The following is a 12,611-nucleotide window of genomic DNA, read 5'->3' as shown; positions in this document are numbered from 1 at the left end:
GGGAAGGCCTTCCGCCGGAAGTGGCAATTCCAAGAGGACACAGTCGCGCGACAAGCCCATCGTGACGTAACGGCCCGACGCAGCTTACGCTGAAGCTGCCGTCGCCCGAGCATCGGCCATCACCGGTGGAACCTCATGGCCTTCCGCATCGAGACGAAGCTTGCCGTCATCCAAGCCCTCGTTGCGGATATCCGCGCGGCAGCGGACACCGATAAGGAGGCGCTGGGCTTCCTCCCTGCGTCGGCGTACGACCAAGCCGCCCGAAAAGGCGAACTGACCGTCGCGCTGCAGGATGGTCTTCACGGCCCGACCTACGCCGGCCACATCTGGGTGAGCGGCCTGTTCCCGCACGCCCGTGTCGTCCAGCTGTTCGTGGCTTCGGCCTTCCGGGGTCAGAAGCTGTCGACGCGTCTCCTGCGGGCGGCGATCCAGTCTGCGGAAGCTAGCGGCTTCCTGACGATCTTCGCGAAGGTGGCCGCCGACCTGGCGGCGAACCATGTCTACGAGCATCACGGCTTTGTCGTCGTCCGCACCAAGGCGGGCGGCCAGGCCCGCAACCGACAAATCCACATTCGGTCCCGTGAACTGTCCACGCCGACGTTGTTCAACTACCGCCCCACGTCTGTGGCGGCGGTCGACGACGGCGCCGCGATGCAAAGCGGCCAGCAACTCTACCTCATCGACTTAAATGTATTCTTCGACGCCACTCGGCAGCGTCGCTTCACTCCTGCCGCAGAGAAAATCCTCGCTTCGGCCCTGAACAGCGGCGTGCGCCTGGCCGTTACGAACGAGTTCGTGAAAGAGCTACAGCGCACCACCATCGGCAAAGACGATCCCGTGCTGAGCTTCGCCAAGCAGCTGCCGACGGTGGCCGGGCCGTCCCCGCTAGAGGTCGAAAGCCTGGCGACCCGCCTGGCGCCGACCGTATTCCCGGACCAGTCGCGTGACGGGACCTTGTCAACCAACGACCATTCCGATCTCCGGCACTTGGCGGAAGCGATCCTGGTGGGCGCCGCAGGCTTCGTGACGGGGGAGAACGGCGTCTTGCGAGCCCACACCGCCCTGCGGGAACAGCATGGCCTCAACGTCTGGTCAACCGAGGATTTTGCAATCTTCCTCACGCCGGTCTTGGCCGAGCTGCCAGTCGCTGGGCACGCCGAACACGACCTCGCCTTCACGGAGGAGAAGTCGCTGTCTCCCGAGGCCATAACCTTCCTCAAGACCCATGGCGCCGCCGATAGTGTGATCGGGAACTTCAGCCGCCTGGACGCTGCCGACAAGCGGTTCCGCTACCTGACGGCGCGCGAAGCCCAGGCGCTGGTCGCCTTCGCCGCCTGCCGGGCGGCGCCAGGACCGACGGATGCGGTCGGCCTGCTTCTCGTCGCCGATCCCCGCCACCCGGCCACGCCCACCGCCCTGGACTTCTTGGTCGAGCACGCCGTGCGCGCTGCGAGCTTGTCCCGGCCCTCGCGCGTCGAGATGGCCCACGTCGATGGACAATCCGTGGCGCGGATGACCGCGATCGCGAACGGCTTTCTGGCGGCGCGATCCGGCGCCGACGCCCCCTTGCGCAAAATCGCAGTCGGGACGGTGGTCACACCGGTCAACTGGACCGTGTTGCGCGACCGAATCCAAAAGGGCGCCGGCCTGACGCTTCCGGCCTACTGTCCCGATTTCCGAGACGACGAACAGGAGATCGCCGTCACCTTGGATGGTCGCGCCGCCACGCTGCCCTTGGCCAGCCTGGAGTCCATGGTGGCGCCAGGCCTGTTCCTGCTCAAAGACCGCCCTGTCGCTGTCGTGCCCATCCGCCGCGCGTGGGCGGAGGATTTGGTTGGCGGGCCCCAGCTCAGCTTCCTGCCGAAACCAGAGGCCGCGTTCCGCTCGCGCCGGGTCTACTTCGCGTCCGTGCGCAACCAGCACATCCTGGTGAAAGGGCGCCCCATCATCCTCTACGAGTCGGGCAAGGATGGCGGCCGCGGCGCGGCCATCGCCGTCGCCCGCGTGGCGTCGGCGGAAGCGGTGCCAAAGGCCTATGCGCCCGACGCGCTCCTGCGCGCGGCCGTGGTCCGCGGCGGCGATCTGCAAGACCTAGTGAAGGGTACGACCGTTCTTGCCGTATGGTTCGACAATATCATGCGCTTCGAACACCCCGTGTCGTTCCAGCGCATGAAAGTGCTCGGCCTCGCCGATCCGACAAACCTCATTAAGAGTCATATGCTTAAGTTTGAAACCGCAGTAAAAATTCTTGAAGTCGGGCGTCCCGATGCACGATGAAAACCCGATCATGCTCTCGATCGCCCCCCAGTACGCGCGAGCGATCCTCGCCGGCTTGAAGGGCGTCGAGCTGCGGCGACGGGCACCCCGCCTCCAGGCCGGGACCCGAGCTTGGCTCTATTCGACCCTCCCCATCGGCGAGGTTGTCGCGATGCTGACCATCGACAAGGTGATCGAGGCGCCGTTGGCCGAGCTGTGGAGGCGATATGGTCCTCACGCCGCCATCGCCCGCCCGGCTTTCGACGCTTATTTCGCCGGGCTGGATCGCGGCGCGGCGCTCATTATCCGGGACGTCCAGGCGCTGAAGGAGCCCGTCTCTCTCCAAGCTCTGCGGGAAGAGGGCGCGTTCCAGCCCCCGCAGTTTTATCGCCGAATGCGAGCCGGTGCCCCGAACGCGCTTCTTTGGGATAGTGAATTGCACCCCGCGGTCCAGGTTGCGCTCGGTTAAACCTAGGCATTTGCAACGGGTCTGTCCGAAGTCGGACTTTGCCGCATGAGCGACAATCGCCCTGACCTGCTACGCGGCATCCCGCACTACACTGGCGTGCCCACGCGCGATAGTGGTCGGCGAGCCCTCAATGGGCCGCCTCGCGCCAGTAGGGGACGTTGGGATCGGGCCGCAGAGGGGGCATTCGCCGTGGCTCCGATTGGAGCCTTGCAGGTTAGGCGGAACGTCTCGGTGAGGGCTCTTAGCCGCTGAAGGCTTCCCTAGTCTTTCAGCACGCCAAACGCGAGCTTAGCGTCAAGGAGATTGAGGATCTCCGCGAATGTGCGCCCCAAAATCGGTGCCGGCGCACCGAGCCGATCTGCGTACGCACCATGCGCTGCCACGCGGCCGCGGATAGCAGGATGTCGATAAGCGAACGCTGCCTTTTCCGGGGTATCCCAGCCCCTGCGGATGGCGATCGGGAGAATCTCCAGCACCGCCGGATTCACCGCTTGGACCTCCAGCGCCGCCAGCTTCTCCTTCACGAGTTCGGCGATGGCTGCCGCGACCATGTAGAGTTGTCGGTTGGCCAGCTTGAGGACGAGGTCCCGGCTCCGCGTGCAGGCGTCGACATCCTCCGCAGCGACACCCAGGGCGACCTCGATCCGGTCGAAGGGCTGACCTGTCACCCAGGCGCGCAGACCAGCCTTGAGGCGCGCGAACTCGGCAGGGGTCAGGGCTGGGGCCGATTTCGTACCCCGACAGACCGCCTTCACGGTGTCGACGTCCTGCCCCACCAGCGCCTCAAGGATGGCCGGTTCGGCCGCGAACCGGTCGACGATCCAATCGCACCAGTCGGGAACGGTCGACGGCAGCGCCGCGATCTGTGTGTCCAAGACCACGCTCAGCGCCTGTAGCGCCGCCGCGCTCAATCCGGTGAACGCCGCGACGCGGGCCACACCGGGACCGAGTTCCTCGGCCTCCGCGATGAGCGCCGTCCGCAGGGCCACGAGCTTTGCCTCGAAGTCCTGGTCGCGAAGCCTCGCCCTGTATCCCGCGAGCGACCTGCGGACGATCTCCACGGCGGCGTCGACGGCTCCATCATCGGCCTCGCCGGCCTTCAGCCGGCTCAGAAAGTAGCGGGCTTCCGCGGAGAGCGGACCGGCGACCTGAACTTGGTCGAGCATGAGGTTCATTGGATCATCGATGCGCACGCACTGGTCGTTGGCGGGCAGGACCGACCTCAGCGCCGTGAAGGCCTCCTCGGAGGCCGCCGCGGCCGTGAAGCCAACCACAGGCTCCGGCACCAGCAGCACCACGCCATTCGCCAGGTGACCCGCACGCCCCGCGCGTCCCGCGGCGTTCAGCAGCTCATGCTGCTTCAGCGCCTGCCGTGTCTTGTTCTCGTTGCGCACATTGCCGGCCAGGATCGCCACCTGGGCCGGCAGGTTCATGCCCTGCGCCAGCGTCGGCGTGGCGACGATCACCCGTGCCCCATCGGCCCGCTGGAACAGGGACTCCGCCAAGCGCCGTTCCGGAGCGAGCATGTCACCGTTGTGAGGAATCGCGCCCGCCTCCGGATCGACCAGCGATCGTCCATTCGCGCCGAGCTCGACGGCGATCTCCCTCCGGTAGGCCGCCTCGTCCGCGGATAGGTTGCCGACAGCCGGCAGCTTGGGAGCCAGCGACTTGGCGGTCGAGCAGGCGTAGTCCGCCTGCTGCACGAAGATGATCGTCTTCAGACCCGCGCGCGCCGTGCGCGCCGCGATCGCCGCGGAGACCTTGTTGGCGTTCGCTGTGGGCCCGCTCCTCCCCACTGCGATCCTGACAGGGTCCGGCAGCAGCTTCAGGAGCGCGGTGTCACGAGGTTGGGCCTTGTTCCAATTGTTCTGCAGCCCGAAGAGGGCATGGGCCGGTACGTCCAGGGTTGGCTTCCTGGCATCCACGCGCCGCCTCTTCGCCCGCGCATAATTGGAGAGCGCGTCGAGCGGCGCTTTAGGATACGCGACCACGCCGCGCGCCTGCCGACTTGGTTTCCACGGCTCATGGTAGTAACGGGCCTCACCCGGCAGGAGGGTCGTCAGCCAAGCGGCAAGCTCCTCGCCGTTTGTCAGCATGGCCGACAAGAGCAGGAAGTCGGCCTTCGGCGCCCTCTTCGCCGCGTGCATCAGGCAAAGCATCGCATCGAGGCTGCGGCTGCCCCCGCCGACCGGGCTGAGGATGTGACACTCATCCATGATGATCAGTCCGACCTCGGAGACGTCAGCGTCCGCGAAGCTCAACGTCGCCAGCAGGCGCTCCGGGGTCATCACCTCGATGTCACCTAGTTCGGGGCCGCTGGCGAGGACGGATAGGTCACCATCCGTCGACACCACGACGCCGCCGAGGTCATCGGGGAAGCTCCTGGCGAGGTCGTCCTTTAGCTGGTCGACCAGGGCCAGGGTCGGCACGAGGAAGATGACCTTGCGGCCCGCCGCCAGGGTGGCGGCGATCTTGAGTTCCGAGACGGTCGTCTTGCCCGCGCCGGTGGGGAGCACCAGGACTGCGGAGCGTCCGGCGTCAAGCAATCCATCATCAATGGCAGGTCTATGGTTGGGCCAGACGGTTGGCTTGGCCCTCGCCCGACTCCGGATCCAGGTCCTCCAAACCTCCGCGTTGGCGCCGGCCGGGACCGGTAGGGCCGCCAGACTCGAACCCATCAGCCCCTCCGCCACTTGTCGCAGTAGGCGCGCAAGGTGGCGCGGACCGGTGAAGGCCGACGTCATCACGCCACCATCTCCCGGAACCGCGAGATCGCCGATCGCCAGGCCCTCGACGCTCGTGAACGTCGCCTGGGCGGTGTCACCGCGGCGGAAGGCGCTCTGCGGCACGTCCTGATCCAGCGCCAAGGCGGCCATCTGGACCAAGCCCGACCAGCACAGTCCATAAAGCGCCTGGGTGGCCTGAAACTCGAGCGGAACAGCAGCGCTCGACCTCAGCTGCTGCAGCCGCTGCGCGCGCGCGAGGATCGCCTCGAACCGTTCAGCGCTCAGATCGGCGATCGACTCCAGCAGGGCCGTCAGTACGAGGTCTTCAGCAGCCAGGCCCTGCAGACGGAGGCCGGCTTCCCGCGCATCGGGACTCTGCCCGGCGATCATGAAGAGGAGCGGCGCCGCCAGGGCCGGATGGATTGCGTTGGCGGTCAGCATGTCGTCGCCCGTGAACCCACGGCGCGTCTCGACGCGGCCCACAATCTGGTAGGCGGTAGCCGCGACGAACGACGCCGCCCGCCGGTCCGCGGTGTCCAACGCCGTGTCGGTGATGGCCTCGTAGACGGCTGCCACGCGCAGCAGACGGTCTAGGTTCGGCGCCCGCTCGACGGCTGCTTCTGGGTCGGCAGCCTGCAGTCTCAGCGCCACCAGCTCTGCATAGATGCGGGTGAGCTCCTGCGGCAGAACCTCGGGATTCACCCCCTCGACCACAGGCGCCGAACGGATCAGAGCGGCGGTCCCGGCGTCAAACATCGAACGCCTCGATCTTGGCCCACACGGCCGAGGCGAATGCCTCGAACCACCCGCGCATATCGTCCAGTGGGAACGTGTCGCCGAACCGTGCATCGAGGGCCACGGCCAGGCCGTCGTAACCCTTGAAGACCTTCTTGCATTCAGCCTCGGGGAAGACGGCGGGGCTCACCGTCAGGGCCGCCCGGAAGGCTACCGGGCGCGGCGCGAGGGCGAGACGCGCGTAGGCGCGATTGTGCTCGGCATCCGTCAGGTTGAAACGGGCCAACAGTCCGATCGCGATCTGGAGCAGCTCATCGTCGCGCGTACCGGTGATCCAGTCCGAGAAAGCGGGCAGCACCTCGTCTCGGAACTTGGCTCGGGCGTTGTCGGAGCATTTCTGCTCGTAGACGGTGACTTTCTCGAGCTCGCGGGCGGCCGGATCGAAGACGACCTTAACCGAATCCGCCCCCTGGTTCGTCGCCCTACGATGCGGATCAGAGAGCACTTCGTCGGGCGCAGAGCCCTTTCGCGCGACGATCCAGCAGATGGTCTCGAACAGGAGACCATCGCGATGCCAGGTGTCCTTCCCCTCCTCCAGGATCAGGCTGCTCTTCAGGCGCGCCTTCAGGGCCGCGCTCGCCACGATCGGACCTGACTCCGCCCCTGCCAGGATTCCCGCGACAAGCTGCGCCCTGCCGACCATCACGACTGCCACAAGGCTTGCAAGCGCGTCGAGGTCGTCGACCTGCCATTGCTCGCCGCCACACAGCGCCTCGACACCGTGATCAACAATGGAAATAGGCATTGGATTCGGGTCCCGCCGGCGATCTATCACAGTTGAGCGGCGCGGATGCAAGCTGTGGTCGAGCTTCGCGCTAAGGCCTCCCGTGGTTGGGCCTCGGCGAGCGCGAGATGTGGCCGAGGATCAGTTCTGGGCCCTGCGCGGAGGAGACCTTCCCGACACCCGCAATGGGTCAGACCTGCACCTTGGTCACCGGCGCTGAGCATGGCGCCGACGAGCGGACCTTCCGAACTTCGCCTTGGAGTCAACACCTGCCCCTGCACGCTCCCGGAAGCTTACGAATGCATGCTGTTCGGTCGCAAATTGCGACCTCAATGCCCCACCACGCTGGTGGTGCCTTGCGTGAGGCGTTGTAGGAACTGCAGCTAAGAATCCCGAACCGTCAGCCGCCAAGTGAAGCCGCCGGCTTCCCGACAAGCTCCACCAGGAAATCCGCAAACGGGCCGATGTCCTGCCCGACGCTGGCGGCTTCCAGGGCAGCCATGTAGCGGGCGCGCGCCTGCGGCGCTGGAGGGAACCGAGGAGGACACGTCACCATCGCGGTTCGACATCGTAGGCCAACTTGGAAAGCGCCTTGTTGGCGTCACCCCGCGAACCATAGAGGACCAGACCGCAAGGACCTATTCGGAGCGCGTCACCAGACCGGCGCGGCGAGCCCGCACACGCTCAAGGAAGCGAAGCTTCACCCGTGCGAAGAACGACGGCGGAAGCATCCCATAAGCCGCCGTCTCCATGCCTCTACCCGGCAGAGGCCGCAAGTCCGGTCCCGGCCAGATGAAGTTGTTGCCCTCGCTGACCACCACCCATGACCGCTCGCCGTCGAGCCCAAGACGAGCCTTGGTCGCTAGCGGCAACTCGACCGCGTCATCAGGATCGTCGGGTGACGTGTGGGTGATCGGCAGGACGTAGACCTGCTTGTCGTCCTCGCCGACATCGACGGCGACGATGATCGCGCAGGGACGATCCTTCACACCTTCCTCACGGCCGGCGTCGTGCTCCCGCCGCCAGAGATAGGAATACCGAATGACGAGGCCGGGCGTCGGCTCCGGCCAGCTCACGCCGCCCCGTCGTCAAGCTCGGCGTCGAGATGCGCAAAGCCGGGAGGAACCTCAGACCGGGCGATCATTTCGAGGACGCCGTCCGGAAGCATGGCCGACTGAAAGACCTGACGGTCGCGTCGCCGCAGCCGTTCGTACTCCTCGGCCGAGACCACCACGAGACGATCACGGCCGTGCTTGGTGATCGTCACCGGCTCGGCCAGCGCCTGGTCGGCCAGCGCGCTATAGTTCCTGATGAACTCCGCGGTCGACACACGCACGACGGACGCCTCCATTTCAGAATTATACATATAACTCGGAAACCTCCCAACGCCAAGGCTTCGTCTGGAACTAACGAAACCGCCGCTGCACAGTCCGCACCTCACCATCGCGGCTCCGCCTCATAGGCCAACTTGGAAAGCACCTTGTTGGCGTCACCCCGCGATCCGTAGGTGCCCACTCTCGCCCCTGGATCATCGACATCCTGGATGCGGAAAAGATCCCACCGCTTGTCCTTCGTCGGTGACAGGCGGTAGGAACGGCCGTTCTTGCGTATGTAGAGCGCCCTCGAGCCCCCGATCGACGTCCACTTGCAGTCCGCGCCGGCAAGAAATCGCTGCTCCAGCGCTTCTTTTTCTTCCTGCAGAATCTGACGTCGCCTCGCCTCCGCCATAAGGCGCAAGCGCTCCCTCTCCTGCTCGACATATTCCTGCAGGGCGCCGACGATAGCCGGCAGTTCCGTGCCCTCCTCCGTCTCCCGAGCATAGAGCTCTAAGCACCCTTCGCGGAGCCGCTCGTCCGGATAGGCGCTGTACGCCTCCTCATGGATAGCTCGAAGTCGCTGAGCGACATCCGTGATCGTCAATGCCGGACCGGGAAGGCTGTTCAGAAACTGGCGAAGGTCCTCCACCGGAATCCAGCATTCGGCCGCTCCGCGCAGCAGGGCCTCGCGCTCGCCCTCCCATTTGCGCCAAACACTGGGTTCGTGATCGATGGCTTGGATGATCTTCCGAGTGAGGCCGTCGATCGAACGAGGGTCACGCAGATGCCGAAGCGATGGGCTCTGGAGGTAGTCGGACAGGAGCCGGTGGACGGCATGGATACGCTCGTGACCATACATGCGGTGTCTTTTGTGATGAGAATCTCTTCCGAGCCCCCTTCTGGCGCTGTTTAGCCGCCTGATGAAGTCATCGGATCGATTACCCACCGCAATTCTCGGGATCGAGCGGCGGTGGATCCCGCAACCTACCCCTCGTCGTTCAGCTTCGCCGTCAAGCACTTGCTGATCTGGTCAGCGATACCGACCACGGCTTCCCTCTTGCGGTCCTTGATCAGGTGGGCGTAGCGCCGCGTGGTCTGGATGTCGGTGTGTCCGAACAGTTCCCCGATCTGGTCGAGCGTGTAGCCGGCCGACAGAGCCTCGGATGCGAAAGAGTGCCTGATGTCGTGAGGCACGAAATTCTCGATCTTCGCCGCGGCCATGATCTTGTCGATGGCGACGGTTGGCCGGCTGTTGAGCCCACAAAGCCACTCACGCTTGGGATCAAGTGCGTCCAAGACGTCCTGGGCGGCCGGCGGGAAGATGATCTCCTTCGCGCCGGTCTTCTCGACCGTCTTATGCTCCTCGAGCGTCAAGACGCCGTCCTGGTACCACTCACGCCTGGCCCTCAGGAGTTCCCCGCTTCGGCATCCGGTGAGCAGCAGGAGACGAAGGAAGGCGACCGCGTTTGGATATTGCGCCTCATGGTCGTCCAGAGCCTTCGCCAGCCGGATATATTCGTCGGGCGCGAGGTAGCGCCGGCGGGGAGTTTCACGGAAGCGGGGGACCCGCTTGACGGGGTTGGGCTCGATTTCGGCGAAGTTGAATATCTTGGACAGCAGCGCACGTGTGCGGTTGAAGCTGACCCCAACATCCTTCATCGACCGCCGAAGCCCAAAGATGTCCTCTTTGGTGATCTCACACGCCGGGCGAGCCCCCCACCGCGGCTTGATGACGTTCTCGATCCGCATCTTGTCGCGCCAAGCTGTGCGCTTGTGCTCGTTGGCATAGTCCTCGAGATACCGATCACAGAGCTCGGCCATGGTTTCGGCTTGCCGCCTGGTTTGCCAGTCTCCGGACGGGTCACCTCCCAGCGCGACGTTCGCAAGAAGCGCTCTGGCGGCTTCACGAGCTTGCCCCAGGCTCATGGTTGGAAAATCGCCAAGCTTGGGTCGTCGGCGCTGGCCCGACTTCGTTCGGTAGTAGAGGTAGAAGCTCTTATGCCGCTTGAGCGCGCGTAGCATCAGGCCTCGGACCTCGCCGTCGGTAAGCTCATCACCTTCCCTTGCGGTACGAATTTTAGTAAGGTTCATCCGTTCCGGCTCCGCATATGAAATGTCTGAGATCGAAAATTCCAGGTGTCACAGAGGTGCCCGCACACATCTAAATCACCCGAAACGTTCCGATAACGACAAAAAAGAAATGGTCAGCAAAAACAGCATGCTTCCACTCCCATCAATACCCACCGATACTATGCCGATGCGATCCAGTGTCTCATAGCTCCAACCGCCAAGCGGTGACCGTGACCTGGACCTCCGTGAACGGGGTTCGCGCCTAGTCATTACGACGGCAGGGTCGCGCGCCGCCTGAGCGGTCCGACTATGGAAAGCCCGCCCCAGCAATGGGGCGGGCTTTCGCTGTTCCGGCCCCCTTCACGGGCGGGCGGATTACGGGCGGATGGAGCGCCGCAGACACGCCTCGCGCGTCATCGACACACGCCACAATCCTGGCGACAGTCGAGATCCTCGGTACGCCGCGCGTCGGGCCGAGGCGCAGATGAACGCTGGCAACCTATTGAACATGGCCGCTCAAAGGGTGGGCGCCCACCACCGTACAAGGCCGCCGCCGCAAGGTGTCGCGTGACAGCCGCCCCGGCATGAATTCAATAGCATCGCAGTGGCGGTTTCACGGACCCGCCCGACGCTGGAAACGATAGCGGCCGGACCAGGCGGGCCGCGGTCCAGCGAGGGAGCAAGCGCCGGACGACGAGCAAGGAGTGGCCAATGCTTGCCAGCACTCAGACTTACTCTCACGTTGTTCCTTCCGCTGCCGAACTCGACAAGAACATCATCAAGTCGGCGCATCGCGCGCTGGAAGTGTTCGAGTTCTTCGCCAGCGCCGGCCGGCCGGCCAGCGCCACCGAGATCGCCAACGTTCTCGGCTATCCGCAGTCTTCGACATCCATGCTGCTGCGCAGCCTGGTGGCCCTGGGCTATCTCGACTATCACCGCGACGAGCGCAGCTACGAGCCGACCCTGAGGCTATCGCTCCTGGGCGGCTGGATCCCTCAGCGGATCGACATCGCGCGGCACATCATCGAGACGATGAACAACCTGCACGAGGAATTCGCCGAGACGGTGCTCCTGGCGGTCCAGTACCGGCACTATGTGCGCTACATCTACGCCGTCCAGAAGCCGGAACCCGGGATATCCTATCATGTGCGGCCGGGAATCCTGCGGCCGGCCACGGCGACGGCCACGGGCCTGGCGCTCCTGACCCTCAATTCGGACCGCGACGTCCAGTCGATCCTGAACCGTATCAACGCAGACCAGCACGACCCCGGCGAATGGCTGCGGCGACAGGATCTCTTCGACCGGCTCGAGCAGACCCGACGGGACGGCTACGCCTATCATGAGCGCGAGCTGGACGCGTGGATCGGGGTGCAGGTCGCCGTCCTGCTTCCTCCAGGCGAGGGATCGCCGCGCATGGCCCTGGGCGTCCTGTCCCGGCGGCCCCGCTACAAGCAGCGCGAAAACGAGATCCTGTCCCGGCTGCTGGAGATTTCACGCGGCCAGTGAGGGACTGGCCGCGCAACCGGGATCAGGCGTCCACCGTCTCGGGATCGACCAGCGGCGTGGTCATGGCGTCGTAGCTATAGACCCACGTCGGATCGGTCGCCTTGGTGCGCATCCACTTGTTCTCGTGGGATTGTCGTTGGACCTCGGAGGTTCGTTCGATGCGCGTGGCGCGGTACATCTGGAAGGCGCGGTCGAAGGCGCCGTCGGCCTGCTGGATGCATCGGAAGAGGACGGCGGCGTCCTCGATGGCCATGCCGGCGCCCTGTCCCATGTGGGGTTTCATGGGGTGGCAGGCGTCGCCCAGGACGACGACGTTGTCGCGGCTCCAGAGGGGCAGGGGGTTGCGTTCGAGGAGGGGCCACTTGGATAGGGCTGGGGCGGCGTCGATGATGCGCTGGACGTCGGGGTGGAAGCCCTCGTAGCAGGTCTTGATCTCGTCCTTGGTGGCGGGGACGGAGGAGACGCCGCCGGGCCAGTCGGGGAAGGGCGACCCGGTGACGAAGTACATCTCGTCGCGCTTGCGGGTGAGGTAGTAGTGGATGAAGTGCCGGTCTTCGTTGGCGGGGTGGCGCTCGTCGGACCACCATTTCGCAGCGTCGGACGCGGGTCGCCAGTCGCCGAGGAGGCTGACGGGGTAGATGGAGCGGAAGGCGACGAAGCCGGTGTAGATGGGGGGTTCGACGCCGAGGAGGATCTCGCGGACCTTGGAGTTGACGCCGTCGGCGCCGATGACGATGTCGGCCTCGACC

General features: G+C 65.2%; 10 protein-coding genes. 3 read left to right on the top strand and 7 right to left on the bottom strand.

From position 1 onward, the window contains the following. Positions 1-135 precede the first annotated feature (135 nt). Together WG212_RS05495 and WG212_RS05490 are read left to right on the top strand one after the other, a co-directional pair. A complete protein-coding gene (locus WG212_RS05495; RefSeq protein ID WP_337186074.1) occupies positions 136-2,277 on the top strand; it encodes a GNAT family N-acetyltransferase in 2,142 nt (713 codons plus the stop codon). Beyond that, positions 2,249-2,725 carry a hypothetical protein gene (locus WG212_RS05490; protein WP_337186073.1) on the top strand — a complete coding sequence of 159 codons (477 nt, stop codon included), beginning with the start codon at positions 2,249-2,251 and terminating at the stop codon, positions 2,723-2,725. The genes WG212_RS05495 and WG212_RS05490 overlap by 29 nt, the downstream gene beginning before the upstream one ends. A 260-nt stretch (positions 2,726-2,985) precedes the next feature. Here the strand turns inward: WG212_RS05490 and WG212_RS05485 are convergent, their stop codons facing one another. The 6 genes from WG212_RS05485 to WG212_RS05460 all read right to left on the bottom strand — a co-directional run bounded on the left by WG212_RS05485 (position 2,986) and on the right by WG212_RS05460 (position 10,377). Next, positions 2,986-6,207: a DEAD/DEAH box helicase gene (locus WG212_RS05485; RefSeq protein WP_337186072.1), complete on the bottom strand. Its 3,222-nt coding sequence runs from the start codon at positions 6,205-6,207 to the stop codon at positions 2,986-2,988. Continuing rightward, a complete protein-coding gene (locus WG212_RS05480) occupies positions 6,200-6,991 on the bottom strand; it encodes a hypothetical protein (RefSeq protein WP_337186071.1) in 792 nt (263 codons plus the stop codon). The genes WG212_RS05485 and WG212_RS05480 overlap by 8 nt, the downstream gene beginning before the upstream one ends. Positions 6,992-7,608: 617 nt before the next feature. Further along, positions 7,609-8,046, bottom strand: a complete 438-nt coding sequence (locus WG212_RS05475) for a growth inhibitor PemK (protein WP_337186070.1) — start codon at positions 8,044-8,046, stop codon at positions 7,609-7,611. After that, positions 8,043-8,306, bottom strand: coding sequence for a type II toxin-antitoxin system prevent-host-death family antitoxin (locus WG212_RS05470; RefSeq protein WP_337186069.1), 264 nt, complete (start codon positions 8,304-8,306; stop codon positions 8,043-8,045). Before WG212_RS05470 ends, WG212_RS05475 begins: the two co-directional genes overlap by 4 nt. 101 nt (positions 8,307-8,407) lie before the next feature. Then, complete coding sequence (locus WG212_RS05465; RefSeq protein WP_337186068.1) at positions 8,408-9,145, bottom strand: hypothetical protein; 738 nt, start codon at positions 9,143-9,145, stop codon at positions 8,408-8,410. A gap of 125 nt (positions 9,146-9,270) precedes the next feature. Continuing rightward, a complete protein-coding gene (locus tag WG212_RS05460; RefSeq protein WP_337186067.1) occupies positions 9,271-10,377 on the bottom strand; it encodes a tyrosine-type recombinase/integrase in 1,107 nt (368 codons plus the stop codon). Between the two features lie 690 nt (positions 10,378-11,067). Here WG212_RS05460 and WG212_RS05455 point away from each other — a divergent pair. Then, a complete protein-coding gene (locus tag WG212_RS05455) occupies positions 11,068-11,862 on the top strand; it encodes a helix-turn-helix domain-containing protein (RefSeq protein WP_337186066.1) in 795 nt (264 codons plus the stop codon). Positions 11,863-11,884: 22 nt separating this feature from the next. Here WG212_RS05455 and WG212_RS05450 read toward each other — a convergent pair. Beyond that, a partial coding sequence (locus tag WG212_RS05450; RefSeq protein WP_337186065.1) for an FAD-dependent monooxygenase occupies positions 11,885-12,611 on the bottom strand: 727 nt, incomplete at its 5' end.

This window comes from Phenylobacterium sp. (assembly GCF_037189685.1).
GTDB lineage: Bacteria > Pseudomonadota > Alphaproteobacteria > Caulobacterales > Caulobacteraceae > Phenylobacterium.
This window is presented reverse-complemented; position numbering and strand designations above follow the sequence as displayed.

What these genes read in the sequence shown, in the direction of transcription:
- WG212_RS05495 (WP_337186074.1), top strand. Translation starts at nt 136, where the DNA reads ATGGCCTTCCGCATCGAGACGAAGCTTGCCGTCATCCAAGCCCTCGTT.
- WG212_RS05485 (WP_337186072.1), bottom strand. Translation starts at nt 6,207, where the DNA reads ATGTTTGACGCCGGGACCGCCGCTCTGATCCGTTCGGCGCCTGTGGTC.
- WG212_RS05465 (WP_337186068.1), bottom strand. Translation starts at nt 9,145, where the DNA reads ATGTATGGTCACGAGCGTATCCATGCCGTCCACCGGCTCCTGTCCGAC.
- WG212_RS05460 (WP_337186067.1), bottom strand. Translation starts at nt 10,377, where the DNA reads ATGAACCTTACTAAAATTCGTACCGCAAGGGAAGGTGATGAGCTTACC.
- WG212_RS05455 (WP_337186066.1), top strand. Translation starts at nt 11,068, where the DNA reads ATGCTTGCCAGCACTCAGACTTACTCTCACGTTGTTCCTTCCGCTGCC.
- WG212_RS05480 (WP_337186071.1), bottom strand. Translation starts at nt 6,991, where the DNA reads ATGCCTATTTCCATTGTTGATCACGGTGTCGAGGCGCTGTGTGGCGGC.